The sequence below is a fragment of the Citrobacter sp. Cb023 genome, assembly GCF_030336805.1.
GTDB lineage: Bacteria > Pseudomonadota > Gammaproteobacteria > Enterobacterales > Enterobacteriaceae > Citrobacter > Citrobacter braakii.
Map to the genome: position 1 here is coordinate 19,217 of NZ_JAOWCV010000020.1, position 22,089 is coordinate 41,305.

A 22,089-nucleotide genomic window follows, 5' to 3' on the forward strand; every position below is an offset into this window, starting at 1 on the left:
CAATTCTCAAAATCAGAAGAGTATTGCTAATGAAAAACATCAATCCAACGCAGACCTCAGCCTGGCAGGCACTACAAAAACACTTTGAAGAGATGAAAGACGTTACTATCGCGGATCTGTTCGCGAAAGATAGTGATCGTTTCGCTAAATTTTCCGCTACGTTTGACGATCTGATGCTGGTGGATTTCTCCAAAAACCGCATCACTGAAGAGACGCTGGCTAAACTGCAGGATCTGGCGAAAGAGACCGATTTGGCAGGCGCCATCAAGTCCATGTTCTCCGGTGAGAAAATTAACCGCACTGAAGATCGTGCCGTGCTGCACGTGGCGCTGCGCAACCGTAGCAACACTCCAATCATCGTTGACGGCAAAGATGTGATGCCGGAAGTGAACGCGGTGCTTGAGAAGATGAAATCCTTCTCTGAAGCGATTATCTCCGGAAGCTGGAAAGGCTATACCGGTAAAGCCATTACTGATGTCGTGAACATCGGTATCGGCGGTTCAGACCTCGGCCCGTTCATGGTGACCGAAGCGCTGCGCCCGTACAAAAATCACCTGAACATGCATTTTGTGTCTAACGTCGATGGTACGCACATTGCCGAAGTGCTGAAGAAAGTGAATCCGGAGACTACGCTTTTCCTGGTCGCTTCCAAAACCTTCACCACTCAGGAAACCATGACTAACGCCCACAGCGCGCGCGACTGGTTCCTGGCGACCGCTGGCGACAACAAGCACGTTGCTAAACACTTCGCAGCGCTCTCCACTAACGGTAAAGCGGTTGGCGAGTTCGGTATTGATACCGCCAATATGTTCGAGTTCTGGGACTGGGTTGGCGGTCGTTACTCCCTGTGGTCTGCAATCGGTCTGTCCATCATCCTTTCTGTGGGCTTCGACAACTTTGTTGAGCTGCTCTCTGGCGCGCACGCCATGGACAAACACTTCTCCACCACTCCGGCGGAGAAAAACTTGCCGGTGCTGCTGGCGCTGATCGGTATCTGGTACAACAATTTCTTCGGTGCTGAAACCGAAGCGATTCTGCCGTACGACCAGTATATGCACCGTTTCGCGGCCTACTTCCAGCAGGGCAATATGGAATCCAACGGTAAATACGTTGACCGTAACGGCAATGCGGTGGATTACCAGACAGGCCCAATCATCTGGGGTGAGCCGGGTACTAACGGTCAGCATGCGTTCTACCAACTGATTCATCAGGGTACCAAAATGGTTCCGTGCGATTTCATCGCTCCGGCAATCACCCACAACCCGCTGTCGGATCACCATCCGAAACTGCTGTCTAACTTCTTCGCTCAGACCGAAGCGCTGGCTTTTGGTAAATCTCGTGAAGTGGTTGAGCAGGAATACCGCGACCAGGGTAAAGATCCGGCAACGCTTGACCACGTTGTGCCGTTCAAAGTGTTCGAAGGTAACCGTCCAACTAACTCCATCCTGCTGCGCGAAATCACACCGTTCAGCCTGGGTGCGCTGATTGCGCTGTACGAGCACAAAATCTTCACTCAGGGCGCGATCCTGAATATCTTCACCTTTGACCAGTGGGGCGTTGAGCTGGGCAAACAGCTGGCGAATCGCATTCTGCCAGAGCTGAATGATGATAAAGAAATCACCAGCCATGATTGCTCAACTAACGGTTTGATTAACCGTTATAAGTCCTGGCGTTAATCTGCTTCTTCCTTCGAGCCGCAGCGCTGTTGGCTGCGTTCGTTAACCCCGGTCGCATAGCTATCTATGCTCCCGGGGATTAACGATCTTGCCGCCTTGCTGCAATTCGAATGAATTTGCAGATTACTTATAAAAAAGCCGATATTAATATCGGCTTTTTTATAATCTGGCGCCAGAATATCTACGTTTTTGCTTTACACCTTTATTGAGCTTAATCCTAAAATAATTCATTCAACGTTATCGTGTTTCTGGTTTTTTCAGAATTACCGGATGTTGTGTTTTTGTTTTTATATTTTAACTTTATGATTGTATTGATTTAATTATCTGCCTTTAATCATTTTATTTCTTGCTATCTAATTATCCTAAATTCCCGCCTGGCGTAATTTGCACACTTTGGCTTGTGTATACTCGATCTCGCCCGAAATTCTTTTGGGTAAATCTCCATTCATACAATGAAGGGAATTTGTGATGAAAAAAGTTCTGTATGGCCTTTGGGCTATATCTGCGCTTGCGGCGACTTCTGTCTATGCTGCCCCCGTTCAGGTGGGTGAAGCTGCAGGGTCGGCTGCCGCGTCGGTTTCGGCAGGAAGTTCCTCCGCAACCAGCGTGAGCACCGTAAGTTCTGCGGTGGGGGTTGCCCTTGCGGCAACCGGTGGCGGCGATGGTTCTAACACCGGAACCACAACCACCACAACTACCAGTACCCAGTAATACCGGTACGTTTAATTCTAACCACACTTCGGTGTGGTTATTTTGCCGCTGCGGAGAAATGTCGTGAAGCGACCAGCGCTGATAATGGTTTGCCTGTTATTGCAGGCGTGCTCAGCCACCACCGAAGGGCTGGGTCATTCGCTATGGGATAGCGTGTTTGGTACTCCCGGCGTACAGATGACGGACGATGAAATCAAAAATATGCCCTACGCCAGCCAGTACATGCAGCTCAACGGCGGCCCTCAGCTGTTTGTGGTACTCGCGTTCGCGGAAAACGGACAGCAGAAATGGGTGACTCAGGATCGGGCCATTCTCGTCACGCAGTCTGGGCGCATGGTGAAAACGCATCTCGGCGGGGATAACCTGATCGAGGTGAATAATCTCGCGGCAGATCCGCTCATCAAACCAAACCAGATAGTCGATGGGGCAACGTGGACCCGCACGATGGGCTGGACCGAACATCAGCAGGTGCGCTATGCCACCGCCCGCTCGGTTTTCGAATGGGATGGCACTGACACCATTAAGGTTGGTAGCGAAGATACGCCAGTACGAATCCTTGACGAAGAAGTCACCACCGATCAAACGCGCTGGCATAACCGCTACTGGATCGACAGCGAAGGGCAGATTCGCCAATCGGAACAGTATCTTGGCGCACGTTACTTCCCGGTGAAAACCACGCTGATTAAGGCGGCAAAATCATGATGAAACGAGCCGTTGTGGCGCTGCTATTGAGCCTGAGCACTGCGTCAGTTTTTGCTGCGGGTAGCGTTAAGGTCTTTACCTCCGCCAGCGAAGAGCCAAAAACGTTGACCGGGGCCGAACATCTGCTCGACCTGGTTGGGCAGCCGCGGTTGAGTAATAGCTGGTGGCCAGGAGCGGTTATCAGCGAAGAGCGGGCAACGACGGAAGCAGAGCGTCAGCAGCAGGCATTACTGGCTCGTCTGGCGATGCTCAGCGCTGAAGAAAGGGGTGACGATGCCGCGGCTATCAACGCATTACGCCGACAAATTCAGGCGCTGAAGGTGACCGGCAGACAGAAGATTAATCTCGACCCGGATGTTGTGCGCGTCAGTGAGCGAGGCAACCCGCCGTTGCAGGGCAATTACACGCTGTGGGTCGGACCGCAGCCAACGGATATAACGCTGTTTGGCCTGCTAAGTCATCCGGGTAAACAACCGTTTATGCCCGGGCGCGATATCGCCAGCTATCTCGATGGGCAACGTCGGCTCAGCGGCGCAGATCGTAGCTACGCCTGGGTCATCTATCCCGACGGACGCACGCAAAAAGTCCCGGTCGCCTACTGGAACAAACGTCACGTTGAGCCGATGCCCGGCAGCATCATTTTTGTCGGGCTCTCTGATGCTGTCTGGCGCAGCACCCCGGATGAAATCAATGCCGACATTCTTCGCACCCTGACCCAGCGGATACCCGAATAATGAGAAAAACTTATCTGCTCAGCTTACTGGCGCTGGGCGTAAGCGTTGCCTGCCATGGTGAAACCTGGCCCGCGCCCATTGGACCTTCCCAGTCCGATTTTGGCGGCGTGGGACTGCTGCAAACCCCAACCGCACGCATGGCGCGTGAAGGCGAAATGAGCCTTAACTACCGCGATAACGATCAATATCGTTACTACTCTGCGTCGGTACAACTCTTCCCCTGGCTGGAAACTACCCTGCGCTATACCGATGTGCGTACCAAAAAATACAGCGGCGTGGAGTCGTTTTCTGGCGATCAGACTTATAAAGATAAGGCTTTTGATCTCAAACTTCGCCTGTGGGAAGAGAGCTACTGGATGCCGCAGGTGGCGGTTGGCGCGCGGGATATCGGTGGTACCGGCCTGTTTGATGCGGAGTATGTGGTGGCGAACAAAGCCTGGGGCCCGTTTGATTTCTCTCTCGGCCTTGGCTGGGGATATCTCGGGACCAGCGGCAACGTTAGCAATCCGTTTTGCTCATACAGTGATAAATTCTGCCATCGCGATAACAGCTACAAGCAGGCCGGTTCTGTTGACGGTAGCCAGATGTTCCACGGCCCGGCGTCGCTGTTTGGCGGCGTAGAGTATCAGACTCCCTGGCAGCCGCTGCGCCTGAAACTGGAGTATGAAGGTAATAATTACCAGCAGGATTTTGCCGGCAAGTTGGATCAGAAGAGCAAGTTTAACGTCGGCGCTATTTATCGCGTCACCGATTGGGCCGACGTTAACCTCAGCTATGAGCGCGGGAACACCTTGATGTTTGGGGTCACGCTGCGGACTAACTTTAACGATCTGCGACCAAACTATAACGACAATACCCGCCCGAAATATCAACCACAGCCGCAGGATGCCATCCTGCAACATTCGGTGGTGGCGAATCAGTTAACGCTGCTGAAATATAATGCCGGGCTGGCGGATCCTAAAATTCAGGTGCAGGGCGATACGCTGTATGTAACGGGTGAACAGGTGAAATACCGTGATTCGCGCGAAGGGATCGAGCGTGCTAACCGGATCGTGATGAACGATCTTCCCGATGGGATCCGCACGATCCGCATTACGGAAAACCGCCTTAACTTGCCGCAGGTGACGACCGAAACGGAGGTTTCCAGCCTCAAGCGCCATCTGGAAGGCGAGCCGTTGGGCCATGAAACTCAACTGGCACAAAAACGCGTCGAGCCCGTGGTACCGAAAACGACCGAGCAGGGCTGGTATATTGATAAGTCACGCTTCAATTTCCATATCGATCCGGTGCTAAATCAGTCGGTGGGCGGCCCGGAAAACTTCTATATGTATCAGTTGGGCGTGATGGGAACGGCGGATTTGTGGGTTACCGATCATCTGCTGACCACCGGGAGTTTGTTCGCCAACCTCGCCAATAACTATGACAAGTTTAACTACACCAACCCGCCGCAGGATTCGCATTTACCACGCGTGCGTACCCATGTGCGTGAGTATGTGCAAAACGATGTCTACGTGAATAACCTGCAGGCCAACTACTTCCAGTCACTCGGAAACGGGTTCTACGGACAGGTTTACGGTGGCTACCTGGAAACTATGTACGGCGGAGCGGGAGCAGAAGTGCTGTATCGCCCGCTGGACAGCAACTGGGCGTTTGGTGTTGATGCCAACTACGTGAAACAGCGTGACTGGCGTAGCGCGCAGGACATGATGAAGTTTACCGACTACAGCGTGAAGACCGGGCATTTGACGGCTTACTGGAATCCTTCGTTCGCCCAGGATGTACTGGTGAAAGCCAGCGTGGGGCAGTATCTGGCGGGGGATAAGGGCGGAACGCTGGAAGTGGCGAAACGCTTTGACAGCGGCGTAGTGGTGGGGGGCTATGCGACCATCACCGACGCCTCGCCGGATGAGTACGGAGAGGGTGATTTTACCAAAGGGGTGTACGTTTCTGTGCCGCTGGATCTGTTCTCGTCAGGCCCAACCCGCAGTCGTGCGGCGATTGGCTGGACGCCGTTAACACGCGATGGCGGTCAGCAGCTTGGACGTAAGTTTGGTCTGTACGACATGACCAGCGACAGGAGTGAAAACTTCCGCTGATAGATGGCCGGATGAGACCTGCGCTTATCCGGCTCTATAAACGACGTAATAATTTTGCCGGATTTCCCGCATACACGCCTTTCTCGGTGATCGATTTGGTCACCACGCTCCCCGCGCCGACGACCACGCCATCACAGATAGTGACCGCCAGAATGGTCGCTCCGCTGCCGATCGAGACATCGTCGCCAATCGTAATACGTCCCCAACTGTTGCGGTCGGCATTGGGTTTTCCTTCGCGAAACATATCGTTGGCGAACATCACGCCGTGACCGATAAAACAGCGAGCGCCGAGGGTGACATATTCGCAGATGAAGGTGTGCGACTGAATTTTGCTGTCTGCGCCAATCTGCGTATTACCCTGGATTTCAACAAATGGTCCGACAAAAACGTTGTCCCCTAATGTGCAGTCGTAGAGATTTGCGGGTTCATAGATCACCACGTTCTCACCGCAGGTAACGTTGCGAACAGCGGATTGTCTGAGCTGCATAATTCATCCTGTGAAATGTGTCGTGACATACATCATTCCCTGCTGACCTTTCTTGCACAAAATATAAACAAAAAATGTAGATCTCTGTCACATTTTTGCGTTATACAGGAACCTTGCCACTGAGTAAGAGGTGCTGTTATGACATCGCTATCTCGTCCGCGCGTGGAGTTTATCTCCACTATTTTACAGACCGTGTTGAATCTGGGGTTGCTGAGTCTGGGCCTGATCCTGGTCGTATTCCTCGGGAAAGAAACGCTGCATCTGGCGGATGTGCTGTTCGCGCCGGAACAAACCAGCAAGTATGAACTGGTGGAAGGGCTGGTGGTTTACTTTCTCTACTTTGAATTTATCGCGCTGATTGTGAAGTACTTTCAGTCAGGTTTTCACTTTCCGCTGCGCTACTTTGTCTATATCGGGATCACTGCGATTGTGCGGCTGATCATTGTCGATCATAAAGCGCCGATGGATGTGCTGATCTATTCTGCGGCGATCCTGCTGCTGGTGATCACCCTGTGGCTGTGTAATTCCAAACGGCTGAAGCGAGAGTAAAAGACAACACGCCGCAATTGGGCTGCGGCGTGTTTTGGGTAAAAATTACTGCGCAGAGGCCGGCTGGGTTTTCTCCGCCGCGGGTTCCCACAGTTCTTCAAATTTATCCACCGTCATGATCGCCAATACGGTAAAGCTTAGGTTGATCACGCCGATGGCGATAACGCCTGCGCCAAACTAATTCTGTTTAATTTGTCGAGTTTCAGGCGAAAAATTGATTTGCAGTGATGGGGGGCACGAAAGGAAATAATCGTAAGCGTAATGCAAAATAACATAAAAAAAGGGCGCTCCGTAGAGCGCCGAATAACAGTCACAGGTTGGGATAACATAAGTTGAGGGTTGCAGTGGCATTGCCCGTTGCCGGGCAGTTACTTCGGTAAAACTTAACCTTTCACACCACCCGCCGTCAGTCCGTTGACCAACCAGCGCTGTGCCAGCAGGAACACCAGAGTGATAGGAATGGCTGAAAGTACAGCTGCGGCGGCAAAGTCGCCCCACAAATAGTTCTGTGGATTGAGGTACTGCTGCATACCTACCGCAAGGGTATAGCTGTTCACATCACGCAGCAGCAGTGATGCGACCGGTACTTCGGTAATCGCGGCAATGAAAGACAGAATAAACACGACCGCCAGAATCGGAACGGAAAGCGGCAGCAACACCAGGCGGAATGCCTGCCATGGCGTTGCGCCATCCAGCGCGGCCGCTTCTTCCAGCGAACCGTCGATGGTTTCGAAATAGCCCTTAATCGTCCACACATGCAGCGCAATACCGCCGAGATAGGCGAAGATCACGCCACCGTGAGTGTTCAGACCAATAAACGGAATGTACTGGCCCAGGCGGTCAAACAAAGCATACAACGCGACCAGAGACAGCACCGCCGGGAACATCTGGAATATCAGCATCCCTTTCAGCAGGGTTGCTTTGCCCGGGAAGCGCATACGGGCAAAGGCGTAAGCGCAGGTGGTGGAAAGCGTCACGATACCGATCGCGGTAATGGAGGCTACTTTTACCGAGTTCCACAGCCATAACAGCACCGGGAACGGCGGCGGCGTCACGCGGCCATCCGCGTGTTCAACGCTAAAGCCCAGCGCCAGTTTCCAGTGTTCCCAGGAGATATTTTCCGGGATCAGGCTGCCGGTGGCAAAGTTACCTTCACGCAACGAGATAGCGATAACCATCAGCAGCGGGAACATGATCGCTGCAATGAAAATCAGCAGCAGCAAGTGCGTTGTTAAGAGACGCAGTTTCTGAGATTTGGGTTGTACCATAGCCATGTTCGTTATCTCCCTTAATCAAACTTCATACGCGTGGCTTTCAGGTTCACGATGGCCAGCGCACCGACCAGCAGGAAGATCAGCGTGGCAATCGCCGCCGCCAGACCGAAGTCCTGACCACCGCCGCCTTCGAAGGCGATACGGTAGGTGTAGCTCACGAGCAGGTCGGTATAGCCTGCTGGCGTGGTGGTACCAAGACGGTCTGGACCACCGTTGGTCAACAGTTGAATCAGCACGAAGTTGTTAAAGTTAAAGGCGAAGCTGGCGATCATCAGCGGCGTCAGCGGCTTAATCAGCAGTGGCAACGTAATCTTAAAGAAGTTCTGGAACGGACCTGCACCATCCATCGCCGACGCTTCATACAGGTCGTCAGGGATCGCTTTAAGCAGACCCATGCACAGGATCATCATGTACGGGTAACCAAGCCAGGTGTTGACGATAATAATCATCGAACGCGCGGTGGTTGGGTCGCTGAACCAGGCCGGTTTGATGCCAAACAGTGCGCTCAGCATCATGTTGATTTCACCGAAGCTCTGGTTGAACAGTCCTTTGAAAATCAGAATCGAAATAAACGACGGTACGGCATACGGCAGAATCAGCAGGACACGGTAAATCGCTTTGCCTTTGAGAGACTCCCACTGTACGAGACAGGCTAGTACCATCCCCACGGCCACGGTGAGGATCACGGTCAGAACGGAGAAGACCACCGTCCAGACAAAGATGGCGAAGAACGGTTTCTGAATGCCTTCGTCGGTAAATACGCGGGTGAAGTTGTCCCAACCGATGGCAACGGTATAGCCTGGGCTGAGTTTTTCGTTACCCCAGCTACCGTCAGCGTTAATTGCCTGATAATAACCAATATCGTTGTTGGCGCGGTATTTTACGCCGCTTTGGCTGTTGGTGAGCGTGCCGTCATCAGCGAGCGTATAGAGTGGCTGCGTGCCGGAAAACTGGCGCAGTGAACTCATAATCACTTTGCTTTCATCTGGCAGGATGGCGGTGAGTTGGGTTAACGCCTGGCGATTTTGCGTGATGATACGCAGCGTCGCACGTTCGCCCTCTGGCAGCGCCTCGGCTTCTTTCAACTGCAGTTTCTGTTCGCCGCCAAATTTAAAGGCGTCGGAGAGATAATTCTTGCCAGTTTCACCGTCGGTGAGGGCCAGTTGCCACTCCGTACCCGCCGGATACAGGCCGAAGTTGTAGGTTTTCCCCGCCTGATAAGAACGGTCCATCAGGACTTCCTGAGCACGTTCAAAGGTCAGTTGGTTGGTGCTGCTGTAGTTGGTAAAGGCAATTGCGATAGTACAAATTAGCGGAAACAGGACAAACAGCCCCATCCCTGCAACGCCTGGGTAAACATAGCGCCAGGCGTAGGCTTTACGGTTAGCAAAAATATACAGGCCAGCAGAGCTTAAAATCAGCGTCATGATGGCAAACAGGTACTCCCCCTGAGCATACATCAAAACAACAAGGTAACCGACCAGCAGCCCAAGCAGACCCATCACTGACCATTTCAGTCGGTCGCTTTGCCACCAGTGTTTCTTTTTAATGACATCCATGGGGATCAATCCTCTTTACGCTTTATCCTTCGCACTACTTCTTTGTTGGCTGCGGAAGCTCCCCCCAGTCACTTACTTATGTAAGCTCCTGGGGATTTGCCTCCTTGCCGCCTCGATGTAGCGCGAATGATTTCGCGTAACAACGTATTCAATAAACCTGATTCCCTAAGAAATAAGGGAAACCGTATTACTTGGTGATACGACCTTGTGCATCTTTCAGCGCGGCATCGACGGTCTGACGGCCGCTGGCAGCGTTGATCACTGCGGTACGAACGGCATACCAGAATGCGGACATCTGCGGGATGTTCGGCATGATCTCGCCTTTCTGGGCGTTATCCATGGTGGCCGCGATACGCGGGTCTTTCGCTAACTGATCCTGGAAGGATTTCAGCGCAACCGCGCCCAGCGGTTTGTCCTTATTCACTTCATCCAGACCCTGATCGGTCAGCAGGTAGTTTTCGAGGAACTCTTTTGCCAGTTCTTTGTTCGGGCTGGCAGCGTTGATACCTGCGCTCAGAACGCCCACGAACGGTTTGGACGGTTTACCCTTGAAGGTTGGCAGCAGGGCAACGCCGTAATTCACCTTGCTCTTATCGATGTTGGACCACGCCCACGGACCGTTGATGGTCATCGCGGTGTCACCTTTGTTAAAGGCCGCTTCGGCGATGGAGTAATCGGTATCCGCGTTCATGTGTTTGTTCTTGATCAGATCAACCAGGAAGGTCAGACCTGCTTTTGCGCCCGCGTTGTCCACGCCCACGTCTTTCACGTCGTACTTGCCATTTTCAAACTTGAACGCGTAACCGCCGTCGGCGGCAATCAACGGCCAGGTGAAGTACGGTTCTTGCAGGTTGAACATCAGCGCGGATTTCCCTTTCGCCTTCAGCTCTTTATCCAGCGCAGGAATTTCTTCCCAGGTTTTTGGCGGGTTCGGAACGAGGTCTTTGTTGTAAATCAACGACAGCGCTTCAACCGCGATCGGGTAGGCAATCAGTTTGCCGTTATAGCGTACGGCATCCCAGGTGAACGGATAGAGTTTGTCCTGGAACGCTTTATCTGGGGTGATTTCAGCCAGCAGGCCAGACTGAGCATAGCCGCCAAAACGGTCATGTGCCCAGAAGATGATGTCAGGGCCATCGCCAGTCGCGGCAACCTGTGGGAACTTCTCTTCCAGTTTGTCCGGGTGCTCAATGGTGACTTTGATACCGGTGTCTTTCTCGAATTTTTTGCCCACTTCAGCGAGGCCGTTATAGCCTTTGTCGCCGTTAATCCAGATAACCAGCTTACCTTCTTCAATCTTGGCGAGAGCCGAGGCGGAAAACATCATCGTCGTTAATGCAGACAATGCGAGGATGCGTGCGCCAGTTTTGATTTTCATAGTTCCCATCCTGTTTGGTGATTTTGCAGAGGTGGCTTAACGGTTACTAGTTTCTTTATACGACAACCTCTTTCCATCCTCCTTACCCCTACGCCCCACCCGCTCTTTATGTGATCTGTGTTACATAAATGTGAGTATTGCGTACTGGCGCACATAAAAACCCACTGATTTTTGCAGGCTGCATCACGAAATTCCTCCGCGGCGTACGGCCCGGGTCTCAGACGCTGTTCTCTCATCCTCCCGCCTCCTCCCCCATAAAAAAGCCGGGGGTGGAGGATTCACGCAGTCAAGGGATCACGCATAGTCAGCCCATCATGAATGTTGCTGTCGATGACAGGTTGTAACGAAGGGAGAAGGGCATGGCGAGCGTACAGCTGCGAAATGTAACGAAAGCCTGGGGTGACGTGGTGGTATCGAAAGATATCAATCTCGACATTCACGAAGGGGAATTCGTGGTGTTTGTCGGACCGTCAGGCTGCGGTAAGTCGACCTTGCTGCGTATGATCGCCGGACTTGAAACCATCACCAGTGGCGACCTGTTTATCGGGGAGACCCGGATGAACGACATTCCCCCCGCCGAACGCGGCGTGGGCATGGTCTTTCAGTCCTACGCGTTGTATCCCCATTTATCCGTCGCAGAAAACATGTCGTTTGGTCTCAAACTGGCTGGCGCAAAAAAAGAGGTGATGAATCAGCGCGTGAATCAGGTCGCGGAAGTTCTGCAACTGGCGCACCTGCTGGAGCGTAAACCGAAAGCGCTTTCCGGCGGACAACGTCAGCGTGTGGCGATTGGCCGAACGCTGGTTGCCGAGCCGCGCGTATTCCTGCTGGATGAACCGTTGTCGAACCTCGACGCCGCTCTGCGTGTGCAAATGCGTATTGAAATCTCCCGCCTGCATAAACGTCTGGGCCGCACGATGATTTACGTCACCCACGATCAGGTCGAAGCGATGACGCTGGCCGACAAAATTGTGGTGCTGGATGCCGGTCGCGTGGCGCAGGTCGGCAAACCGCTGGAGCTATACCACTATCCGGCTGACCGCTTTGTGGCGGGCTTTATTGGCTCGCCGAAGATGAACTTCCTGCCGGTGAAAGTCACCGGGACGGCCATCGATCAGGTGCAGGTTGAACTGCCCAACCGCCAGCAAATATGGCTACCAGTGGACAGCCATGCGGTACAGGTTGGTGCCAACATGTCTTTAGGTATCCGCCCGGAACATCTGCTGCCCAGCGATATCGCCGATGTCACCCTCGAAGGTGAAGTGCAGGTGGTCGAGCAGCTTGGTCACGAAACTCAAATTCATATCCAGATCCCCGCCATCCGTCAAAACCTGGTTTACCGCCAGAACGACGTGGTGTTGGTAGAAGAGGGTGCCACATTCGCTATCGGCCTGCCGCCAGAGCGTTGCCATCTGTTCCGTGAGGATGGCACTGCATGTCGTCGGTTGCATCAAGAGCCGGGCGTTTAAGGTCCCCATAAAAAACGAAACGCAAAGCCATTCGAAGCTACATCGAGGCGGCAAGTAAATGAATCCCCGGGAGTGTACAAAGAGTACGCGACTGGGGTGAAAGAACGCAGCCAACAAAGAGGCAGCCCGAAGGGGGACGCGTTTAAAGAAAAGCAATGATCTCAGGAGATAGAACGATGATTACTCTGCGCAAACTCCCTCTGGCGGTTGCTGTAGCAGCAGGCATTATGTCTGTTCAGGCAATGGCTGTAGATTTCCACGGTTACGCTCGTTCCGGTATTGGCTGGACAGGGAGTGGCGGTGAACAACAGTGTTTCCAGGCAACCGGTGCACAAAGTAAATACCGTCTCGGTAACGAATGTGAAACCTATGCGGAAATCAAATTAGGTCAGGAAGTGTGGAAAGAAGGCGATAAGAGCTTCTACTTCGACACCAACGTTGCTTACTCCGTCGCACAGCAGAATGACTGGGAAGGCACAGACCCGGCATTCCGTGAAGCAAACGTGCAGGGTAAAAACCTGATCGAATGGCTGCCAGGCTCCACTATCTGGGCCGGTAAGCGCTTCTACCAGCGTCATGACGTACACATGATCGACTTCTACTACTGGGATATTTCAGGTCCTGGCGCCGGTATTGAAAACATCGATCTGGGCTTCGGTAAACTGTCTTTGGCAGCGAGCCGTTCACAGGAAGCGGGTGGTTCATACGCTTTCAGCAGCCAGAATATCTATGATCGTACCAAAGACACCGCGAACGATGTATTTGACGTTCGTTTAGCGCAGTTGGCAACTAACCCGGATGGGATGTTGGAACTGGGCGTTGACTATGGTCGCGCGAATACCACCGACGATTACAGGCTGGCGGACGGCGCATCTAAAGATGGTTGGATGTTCACCGCTGAACATACCCAGAGCATGCTGAAGGGCTACAACAAGTTTGTCGTTCAGTACGCCACAGATTCCATGACCACCCAGGGCAAAGGCCTGAACCAGGGTTCTTATGGTTCTTCCACTACGACCATTGAAGATCCCGTTACTGGCGTTAAAACCAACTATGCCAACAATGTTGTGAATAACAACGGTAGCCTGTTCCGCGTGCTGGACCACGGTGCAATCTCCCTGGGCGACAAGTGGGACCTGATGTACGTCGGTATGTACCAGAACCTCGACATGGATAACGACCTGGGAACCGAATGGTACACCGTCGGTATTCGCCCGATGTATAAATGGACGCCAATCATGAGCACCCTGCTGGAAGTCGGTTACGACAACGTCAAATCTCAGCAGACCAGCGATCGCAACAGCCAGTACAAAATCACCCTGGCCCAACAATGGCAGGCGGGTGACAGCATCTGGTCTCGTCCGGCAATCCGCGTCTTCGCAACCTATGCAAAATGGGATGAAGAGTGGGGTTACATCAAAAATGGTAACGACGTAACCAAATTCGCAGCTGCAACGAACTCTGGTCTCAGCACAACCAGCCGTGGCGACAACGATGAGTGGTCCTTCGGTGCCCAGATGGAAATCTGGTGGTAATTCAGCACTAACCTGACGTAAAGACCGAAAGAGGGGCGCAAGCCCCTCTTGATTACGGTTTAGCGCGCTATTGCCTGGCCACCGCTGAACCCATGCTATCTGAGGTGATAACAATGAAAATGAAGAAAAGTCTCGTTGCCCTTTGTTTATCTGCAGGGTTATTTGCCAGCGCACCTGGCATCAGCCTGGCCGATGTGAATATTGTTCCGCAGAACACCACCGCGGCCCCATCTATTCCCACTGCGGCGCTGCAGCAGTTAACCTGGACGCCTGTTGATCAATCCAAAACCCAGTCTTCGCCGCTTGCGACAGCGGGTCAGCGTCTGGATGTCGCCGGTATTACTGGCCCGGTCGCTGCGTATAGCGTCCCGGCGAATATTGGCGAGCTCACCCTGACGCTGTCCAGTGAAGTGAATAAACAAACCAGCGTATTTGCGCCAAACGTATTAATTCTTGACCAAAACATGACGCCATCTGCGTTCTTCCCCAGCAGCTATTTTACCTACCAGGAGCCCGGTGTGATGAGTGCCGATCGTCTGGAAGGGGTAATGCGTCTGACGCCAGCGCTGGGTCAGCAAAAACTCTATGTTTTGGTCTTTACCACTGATAAAGATCTCCAGCAGACCACAACCCTGCTTGACCCGGCAAAAGCCTATGCCAAGGGCGTAGGTAACGCTATTCCGGATATTCCAGACCCGATCGCCCGTCATACCACCGACGGTTTACTGAAACTGAAAGTCAAAACCAGCTCCTCCTCCAGTGTTCTGGTCGGGCCGCTGTTTGGTTCATCCGGCCCTGGTCCTGTCACGGTGGGCAATACCGCCGCGCCTGCGGTGACCTATGCGGCTCCGGCAGCAGCCGTTGCTGCTCCAGCGCCACAACCGGTGAAGAAAAGTGAGCCGATGCTGAACGACACGGAAAGTTATTTTAACCAGGGCATTAAGGATGCTGTTGCGAAAGGCGATGTCGATAAAGCGCTGAAGCTGCTTGATGAAGCTGAGCGTCTGGGATCCAAATCTGCCCGATCCACCTTTATCAGCAGTGTAAAAGGCAAGGGGTAAACATCGCCCCGCATTGTTGATTTTGCAACAACTGGTGCGTCTCCTGGCGCACCTTTTTTTATCCTTCGGTGCTAATTGTTACACTTATGTTGCTCTGGCGATCACTTAATTGTGTTTGCTCACCCCGTAATGCATTTTCTGCGATACAATGCCTTCAAGTTATAAATCGGAGAGTAAGGCATGCCACACCCTGCGTTAACGCAACTGCGTGCGCTGCGTTATTTTGATGCGATCCCGGCGCTGGACGCCCAACTGCTCGACTGGTTGTTACTGGAAGATTCCATGACTAAACGTTTTGAGCAGCAGGGAAAACAGGTCACCGTAACGTTGATTCGCGAAGCATTCGTTGGGCAAAATGAGGTGCCTGAAGAGCTGCCGCTGCTGCCTAAAGAGTCCCGTTATTGGTTACGTGAGATCCTGTTATGCGCGGATGGTGAACCCTGGCTTGCCGGGCGGACCGTGGTGCCTGAATCAACCTTGTGCGGCCCTGAGCTGGCCTTACAAAATCTGGGGAAAACCCCGCTCGGACGTTACCTGTTTACATCATCGACATTGACCCGAGATTTTATTGAGATTGGCCGCGATGCAGCGCTGTGGGGGCGCCGTTCCCGCCTGCGGCTGAGCGGTAAGCCGCTGATGCTTACCGAGCTTTTTCTACCTGCATCGCCGTTGTACTGAGAGGAAGATAAAGATGGAGTGGAGTCTGACGCAGAATAAGCTGCTGGCATTTCACCGCTTGATGCGTACGGATAAGCCAATCGGTGCCTTACTGCTGCTCTGGCCTACGCTGTGGGCATTGTGGGTGGCAACCCCAGGCATGCCGCAAATGTGGATCCTGGCGGTTTTTGTCGCTGGCGTTTGGTTAATGCGCGCCGCCGGCTGCGTGGTGAATGATTATGCCGACAGGAAATTTGACGGACACGTTAAACGCACCGCAAATCGACCGCTGCCAAGCGGGGCCGTCACTGAAAAAGAGGCCCGAACGCTGTTCGTCGTATTGGTACTGCTGGCCTTCCTGCTGGTTTTGACGCTCAACACGATGACCATTTTGTTGTCCGTTGCGGCGTTAGCGCTGGCGTGGGTTTACCCGTTCATGAAGCGCTATACGCACCTGCCGCAGGTGGTGCTGGGGGCGGCGTTTGGCTGGTCGATCCCGATGGCGTTCGCCGCCGTGAGCGAGTCCGTACCGCTGAGCTGCTGGCTGATGTTCCTCGCCAATATTCTCTGGGCGGTGGCCTACGACACGCAGTATGCGATGGTTGACCGCGATGATGACCTGAAGATCGGCATTAAATCGACCGCGATTCTGTTCGGTCAAAACGACAAGCTGATTATTGGTATCCTGCAGGTGGGCGTACTGGTGCTGATGGCGCTGGTGGGTTGGCTAAACGGGCTGGGACTGGGTTATTACTGGTCTCTGCTGGTGGCTGGCGCGCTGTTTGTATATCAGCAGAAACTGATCGTCAATCGCGAGCGTGATGCCTGTTTTAAAGCGTTTATGAACAATAACTACGTCGGTCTGGTGCTGTTCTTAGGGCTGGCGATGAGCTACTGGCATTTTTGAGTTTGGCTTAGCCTGCAAAATAAAAAACCGGTCATTTCATTTCGACCGGTTTTTTTATGCTTACTCGCCCTGTGTGGCGCTCTCGATGGTCAGACGTACATCTGACGTGACCAGTTCGGCCAACATCTGATAGATCTTCATCGTCTCTTCCGGTTCGGCATCTCCGGTATCGCTGATGAATCCCTCGTCACGCAGCGTCAGCACCAGAGAGCTGAACACGGCTTTATCGAAGAATTCCGGCGCGTTAATGCCGTGCAGTACGGAGAGGCGTTGCGCTACGGTGCGGCTCTCTTTCTCCAGCGTGCCACGGTTGATAGACGGGTTCGCGCTCAGCAGCCAGAAGGTAATGGCGTAGCGTTGCAACGTCTCGCGAGCACCCGCCGCCAACAGCTGTAGCGTACGGGAGCGGGCCGGATTGATATGCAGTTCGTCATCGTTCAGGGTGATCAGTCCCTGGCGCTGCATTTCGCTGGCCAGTTCGTCAATCACTCCGGTGAGTTCATCACGCTCCCAACGTAAGAACAGCTCTGCTTTCAGCATCGGATACAGCGCATCAATATGCTGCTGTAGCGCGGCGCGTGAAATACGACGATGCTGAGTCACAATGGCTGCCATTAACGAAGGCAGAACCAGCATATGCGCAATGTTGTTGCGGTAATACGTCATCAATACCGCCTGCTCGCGCGGCAGAATGATGATGTCACCGATGGTGTCTTTCTCGACCTCAAACTTATTCATCTGTAAGGCGTGGTCGATCAATTCACTGGCGCTCTGCGCAGGAACCGTACAATCCGCCGCGTACGGCACGTTGCGCAGCAGACTCAGATAGCAGTCGAGCTGTTCAGTCAGTTGCTCACGGGTCAGAGAGCGCTGGCGGGAGGCCAACAGCGCGGTACAGCACAGGTTCATGGCATTGGCCGCGCCTGCATTGTTAATGCGTACCATCAGATCGGCGGCAATGTTATTCACCGTCGGCGTCAGCCAGGCTGGGCGGATGGACTCGATAGGATCGATCGATTCACGCCACTCCGGTACATGCTGGTTGAGGTAAGTCATCAATGGCATCGGTTCGCCAAAGTTGACATACCCCTGACCCAGATTACGCAGCTTGCTCAAGCCACGCAGCATTTGCGGCAGACTCTCTTTCTCTTTCGTCGCGCCACGCAGCTCTTTCGCGTACGTGCCCACTTCCATTACGTGCTCGTAGCCGATGTAGATGGGGACGAGGGTAATCGGACGCGTACCGCCGCGCAGCATCGCCTGAATGGTCATCGACAGCGTGCCGGTTTTCGGGTCGAGCAGACGCCCGGTACGTGAACGGCCTCCTTCGACAAAGTATTCAACCGAGTAGCCGCGGCTGAACAACTCGCCCAGGTATTCGCGGAAAACGGTGGAATAGAGCTTGTTGCCCTTGAAGGTACGACGAATAAAGAACGCGCCCAGACGGCGGAAAATCGGACCTGCTGGCCAGAAGTTCAGGTTGATACCGGCAGCGATGTGCGGCGGAACCAGCCCCTGGTGGTACAGAACGTACGACAGCAGCATATAGTCCATATGGCTGCGGTGGCACGGAACATAGACGATTTCGTGCCCATCGTGCGCCAACTGACGTACACGCTCCGCATTGTGAACGTTAATCCCCTGATACAGACGGTTCCAGGTAAAGCCCAGAATACGGTCTGTCAGACGAATCATCTCGTAGGAGAAGTTGGCGGCAATTTCTTCCATCAGCGCAATGGCATTTTGCTGCGCTTTTTCGTGGGAGATTTTTTTACTGCGCGCTTCATCTTCTACCGCGCGAGCGATAGCTTTTGAGGCCAGCAGCTTATTGAACAGGTCCTGGCGGGCAGGGAGGCGCGGGCCGACTGCGGCCAGACGCTGACGAGCAAAGTGCATGCGCGCCACGCGAGCCAGCTTCTGAGCGATGATTTTATCCGTACCGTGTTCGTCCGCCATGCGACGCAGGGAGACCGACGGGGAGAAGCGGACAAAACTGTCGCGACCCAGCCAGGACACAGCAAAGAATTTCTGTACGCCGTTCAGCATGCGCAGCGGCGGATTGACCTCGCCTTTTTCACGCCCAGGCGCACGGCCAAACATCACCGAAACCGGCACCATTTGCACATCCAGGTCTGGATTGCTGCGATGCAAGTCGAGATAGTTATGGAACAGCTTAATGGACTCTTCTTTCGGCGTGTAATAGGTGAACACGCGCGGGCCGCCGTGAATAAACACGTAGCGCGGCAGCAGAGTTCCGTCTATCTCCAGCGGTTCCAGGGGATCCGGGAGATCGTGCACCAGACATTGGGCACGCAGCGTCAGCAAGTCTGCTTTTGAATTGTACGGTAGGACGTACATAATGGGACGCGAAGTATCGAGCCCCAATTCCGGGGCAGGTTCTGCCGGAATAGACTTGCTTTTTACCAGGACGCTTAATGGTAAATTCAGTAATTTGTAGTAAATTCGTGGCCAGCCGGACATAAACGATGTAAAGCCTCTGGTTAATAATGCAAATGCGCTGCAAGGATATCAGAAAGTTTAGTGAATTTCTGGTGTATCCGGTCATACTTCGCGCTGCTTTGCCACACCCTGAAACAAACGGGGTAACGTTACAATGACATTGACGCTAATAATGTAAAAAGGTTCTTTTTGATGGCCAATAATACCACTGGATTCACCCGAATTATCAAAGCTGCAGGCTATTCCTGGAAAGGTTTTCGCGCCGCATGGATCAATGAGGCGGCATTCCGCCAGGAAAGCGTTGCCGTACTGTTGGGCGTAGCCATCGCCTGCTGGCTGGACGTCGACGCCATTACCCGCGTGCTGTTGATTGGTTCCGTGATGCTGGTGATGATCGTTGAAATCCTCAACAGTGCGATTGAGGCGGTGGTTGACCGTATTGGCTCTGAGTATCACGAACTTTCCGGTCGGGCGAAAGATATGGGCTCGGCAGCGGTATTGCTGTCTATTTTTGTCGCTCTGATCACCTGGGGCATCCTGTTGTGGTCGCATTTGCGATAAAGATTCCACAACTGCATAAATCTCCTGTTTTTTGTGCAGTTTGCGGTTCCAAAATCACCTTTAGCTGTATATACTCACAGCATAACTGTATATACACCCAGGGGGCGGAATGAAAGCGTTAACGGCCAGGCAGCAAGAGGTGTTTGATCTCATTAGGGATCACATCAGCCAGACAGGTATGCCACCGACGCGTGCGGAGATCGCGCAGCGTTTGGGGTTCCGTTCCCCAAACGCCGCTGAAGAACACCTGAAAGCGCTTGCGCGTAAAGGCGTCCTTGAAATTGTATCCGGCGCATCGCGCGGTATTCGACTGCTGCAGGAAGAAGAAGAAGGGTTACCGCTTGTCGGACGTGTGGCTGCAGGCGAGCCACTGCTGGCGCAGCAGCACATCGAAGGCCACTATCAGGTCGATCCTTCACTGTTCAAACCGAACGCCGATTTTCTGCTGCGCGTCAGCGGTATGTCGATGAAAGACATCGGTATTATGGACGGTGATTTACTGGCTGTGCATAAAACTCAGGATGTGCGTAACGGTCAGGTTGTTGTTGCCCGTATCGACGACGAAGTCACCGTTAAGCGCCTGAAAAAGCAGGGCAACAAAGTTGAACTCCTGCCAGAAAACAGCGAATTTAAACCTATTGTTGTCGACCTGCGCGAGCAAAACTTCACTATTGAAGGGTTGGCGGTAGGCGTCATTCGTAACGGTGAATGGCTGTAATTTTCTGTTGATTCCCTGTAGCCCGGATAAGACGTTTATGTCGCTATCCGGCAACTTGCCCGGTGGCGCTACGCTTACCGGGCCTACACAGCATCTTTTTTCAGTACATCTAACTTCTTCTCAGGCTCTCCTGTATGCCTTTCTTTACCTCTTCTGATAAAGCACTCTGGCACCTCGCCTTACCGATGATCTTCTCCAATATCACCGTTCCCCTGTTGGGACTGGTGGATACCGCGGTGATTGGTCATCTGGATAGTCCGGTCTATCTTGGCGGCGTTGCTGTTGGCGCCACGGCGACCAGCTTTCTCTTTATGCTGCTGCTTTTTTTGCGCATGAGTACCACCGGCCTTACCGCACAGGCATTTGGCGCGAAAAATCCGCAGGCGCTGGCGCGCGCGTTGGTGCAGCCGCTATTGCTGGCGCTGGGCACGGGGGTGCTTATCGCACTGTTTCGGACGCCGATTATCGAGCTGGCTCTGCATATTGTCGGCGGAAGTGAGGCGGTACTGGAGCAGGCCCGACGTTTCCTGGAAATCCGCTGGTTAAGCGCACCCGCATCGCTGGCGAATCTGGTGCTGCTCGGCTGGTTACTTGGCGTTCAGTATGCGCGCGCGCCAGTTATCCTGTTGATTGTCGGCAATATTCTCAACATTGTGCTCGATTTATGGCTGGTAATGGGCCTGCATATGAACGTGCAGGGGGCGGCGTTGGCGACGGTGATTGCCGAATATGCCACGCTGCTGATTGGCCTGATGATGGTACGCAAAGTCCTGCATATGCGTGGAATTTCGCTGGCAATGTTGAAGCTGGCGTGGCGTGGCAACTTCCGTCGTTTGCTGGCGCTCAACCGCGACATCATGCTGCGTTCTCTGCTGCTACAGCTCTGCTTTGGGGCCATTACGGTTCTTGGCGCGCGTTTGGGAGGCGATATCATCGCGGTTAACGCCGTTCTGATGACTCTGCTGACGTTTACCGCCTACGCGCTGGATGGATTTGCCTATGCCGTGGAAGCGCATTCGGGTCAGGCCTATGGGGCGAGGGATGGCAGCCAGTTGCTTGATGTCTGGCGGGCGGCCTGTCGACAGTCCGGTATTGTGGCTATTCTGTTTTCGCTGGTTTATGCCCTGTTTGGCGAGCAGATTGTTGCGCTGCTGACCTCGCTGCCGCAAATCCAACTTTTGGCCGATCGCTATCTTTTCTGGCAGGTGGTTTTGCCGCTGGTGGGGGTGTGGTGTTATCTGCTCGACGGTATGTTTATTGGCGCGACACGGGCTGCAGAAATGCGCAACAGTATGGCCGTTGCCGCAGCAGGGTTCGCATTAACGCTACTGGCTTTACCGTTGCTGGGAAATCATGGTTTGTGGCTGGCGTTAACCGTTTTTCTCGCGCTGCGTGGGCTGTCCCTGGCCTTTATCTGGCGGCGTCACTGGCGTAATGGAACCTGGTTTGCCTGAGCGGATGGTTAAAAATTCCGAATAGTAAATAAAACCCAGAATCCCTGACTACACTTATTCTCACGTCCAGCAAAAACAGCATGTGTCTGGACATGGCACTC

19 protein-coding genes are annotated in these 22,089 nt (G+C 53.4%); 14 read left to right on the top strand and 5 right to left on the bottom strand.

The features are described 5' to 3' along the window. Window positions 1-29 precede the first annotated feature (29 nt). From pgi to OGW44_RS00820, 5 genes are all read left to right on the top strand, one after another. Window positions 30-1,676: a glucose-6-phosphate isomerase gene (gene pgi, locus OGW44_RS00800; protein ID WP_016155434.1), complete on the top strand. Its 1,647-nt coding sequence runs from the start codon at window positions 30-32 to the stop codon at window positions 1,674-1,676. 468 nt (window positions 1,677-2,144) lie between these two features. Then, entirely contained in the window at window positions 2,145-2,387 is a 243-nt protein-coding gene (gene yjbE / locus OGW44_RS00805) for an exopolysaccharide production protein YjbE (protein WP_003826562.1), read from the top strand. 63 nt (window positions 2,388-2,450) lie between these two features. Further along, entirely contained in the window at window positions 2,451-3,089 is a 639-nt protein-coding gene (locus OGW44_RS00810) for a YjbF family lipoprotein (protein ID WP_046275310.1), read from the top strand. Further along, entirely contained in the window at window positions 3,086-3,823 is a 738-nt protein-coding gene (locus OGW44_RS00815; RefSeq protein WP_137379685.1) for a capsule biosynthesis GfcC family protein, read from the top strand. The genes OGW44_RS00810 and OGW44_RS00815 overlap by 4 nt, the downstream gene beginning before the upstream one ends. Then, the gene (locus OGW44_RS00820; protein WP_103284356.1) at window positions 3,823-5,919 is read left to right on the top strand and encodes a YjbH domain-containing protein; all 2,097 of its coding nucleotides are present in this window, start codon (window positions 3,823-3,825) and stop codon (window positions 5,917-5,919) included. Before OGW44_RS00815 ends, OGW44_RS00820 begins: the two co-directional genes overlap by 1 nt. Before the next feature lie 34 nt (window positions 5,920-5,953). Here the strand turns inward: OGW44_RS00820 and OGW44_RS00825 are convergent, their stop codons facing one another. Then, on the bottom strand, window positions 5,954-6,406 hold the full coding sequence (locus tag OGW44_RS00825) for an acyltransferase (protein WP_016155439.1): 453 nt from the start codon (window positions 6,404-6,406) through the stop codon (window positions 5,954-5,956). A gap of 138 nt (window positions 6,407-6,544) precedes the next feature. Here OGW44_RS00825 and psiE point away from each other — a divergent pair, with 138 nt between their 5' ends. Continuing rightward, window positions 6,545-6,955 (top strand): phosphate-starvation-inducible protein PsiE, encoded by a 411-nt coding sequence (psiE, locus tag OGW44_RS00830; protein WP_003031674.1) that lies wholly within the window; start codon window positions 6,545-6,547, stop codon window positions 6,953-6,955. A gap of 383 nt (window positions 6,956-7,338) precedes the next feature. Here psiE and malG read toward each other — a convergent pair whose 3' ends face one another. The 3 genes from malG to malE all read right to left on the bottom strand — a co-directional run bounded on the left by malG (window position 7,339) and on the right by malE (window position 11,166). Then, window positions 7,339-8,229, bottom strand: coding sequence for a maltose ABC transporter permease MalG (malG, locus tag OGW44_RS00835; protein ID WP_003031677.1), 891 nt, complete (start codon window positions 8,227-8,229; stop codon window positions 7,339-7,341). Window positions 8,230-8,243: 14 nt separating this feature from the next. Further along, window positions 8,244-9,788: a maltose ABC transporter permease MalF gene (gene malF / locus OGW44_RS00840; RefSeq protein WP_080860358.1), complete on the bottom strand. Its 1,545-nt coding sequence runs from the start codon at window positions 9,786-9,788 to the stop codon at window positions 8,244-8,246. Window positions 9,789-9,975: 187 nt separating this feature from the next. Next, window positions 9,976-11,166 carry a maltose/maltodextrin ABC transporter substrate-binding protein MalE gene (gene malE, locus OGW44_RS00845; protein ID WP_016155342.1) on the bottom strand — a complete coding sequence of 397 codons (1,191 nt, stop codon included), beginning with the start codon at window positions 11,164-11,166 and terminating at the stop codon, window positions 9,976-9,978. 359 nt (window positions 11,167-11,525) lie between these two features. On the opposite strand from malE, the gene malK reads away from it, so the two are divergent. The 5 genes from malK (at window position 11,526) to ubiA (ending at window position 16,795) form a co-directional block, all read left to right on the top strand. Beyond that, entirely contained in the window at window positions 11,526-12,635 is a 1,110-nt protein-coding gene (gene malK / locus OGW44_RS00850) for a maltose/maltodextrin ABC transporter ATP-binding protein MalK (RefSeq protein WP_016155343.1), read from the top strand. 176 nt (window positions 12,636-12,811) lie between these two features. Beyond that, entirely contained in the window at window positions 12,812-14,170 is a 1,359-nt protein-coding gene (locus OGW44_RS00855) for a maltoporin (protein ID WP_016155344.1), read from the top strand. A gap of 113 nt (window positions 14,171-14,283) precedes the next feature. After that, on the top strand, window positions 14,284-15,231 hold the full coding sequence (gene malM, locus OGW44_RS00860) for a maltose operon protein MalM (protein ID WP_016155345.1): 948 nt from the start codon (window positions 14,284-14,286) through the stop codon (window positions 15,229-15,231). Window positions 15,232-15,411: 180 nt separating this feature from the next. Continuing rightward, window positions 15,412-15,909 (top strand): chorismate lyase, encoded by a 498-nt coding sequence (gene ubiC / locus OGW44_RS00865; protein WP_016155346.1) that lies wholly within the window; start codon window positions 15,412-15,414, stop codon window positions 15,907-15,909. A gap of 13 nt (window positions 15,910-15,922) precedes the next feature. Beyond that, complete coding sequence (ubiA, locus tag OGW44_RS00870; RefSeq protein WP_016155441.1) at window positions 15,923-16,795, top strand: 4-hydroxybenzoate octaprenyltransferase; 873 nt, start codon at window positions 15,923-15,925, stop codon at window positions 16,793-16,795. A 60-nt stretch (window positions 16,796-16,855) separates the two neighbouring features. Here the strand turns inward: ubiA and plsB are convergent, their stop codons facing one another. Then, the gene (plsB, locus tag OGW44_RS00875; protein WP_047415519.1) at window positions 16,856-19,276 is read right to left on the bottom strand and encodes a glycerol-3-phosphate 1-O-acyltransferase PlsB; all 2,421 of its coding nucleotides are present in this window, start codon (window positions 19,274-19,276) and stop codon (window positions 16,856-16,858) included. A gap of 171 nt (window positions 19,277-19,447) precedes the next feature. Here plsB and OGW44_RS00880 point away from each other — a divergent pair, with 171 nt between their 5' ends. The 3 genes from OGW44_RS00880 to dinF all read left to right on the top strand — a co-directional run bounded on the left by OGW44_RS00880 (window position 19,448) and on the right by dinF (window position 21,988). Beyond that, the gene (locus tag OGW44_RS00880; RefSeq protein WP_003826594.1) at window positions 19,448-19,816 is read left to right on the top strand and encodes a diacylglycerol kinase; all 369 of its coding nucleotides are present in this window, start codon (window positions 19,448-19,450) and stop codon (window positions 19,814-19,816) included. Window positions 19,817-19,925: 109 nt separating this feature from the next. Continuing rightward, window positions 19,926-20,534, top strand: coding sequence for a transcriptional repressor LexA (gene lexA, locus OGW44_RS00885; RefSeq protein ID WP_003826596.1), 609 nt, complete (start codon window positions 19,926-19,928; stop codon window positions 20,532-20,534). A 134-nt stretch (window positions 20,535-20,668) separates the two neighbouring features. After that, a complete protein-coding gene (dinF, locus tag OGW44_RS00890; RefSeq protein ID WP_185655025.1) occupies window positions 20,669-21,988 on the top strand; it encodes an MATE family efflux transporter DinF in 1,320 nt (439 codons plus the stop codon). The last annotated feature ends 101 nt before the right edge of the window (window positions 21,989-22,089 follow it).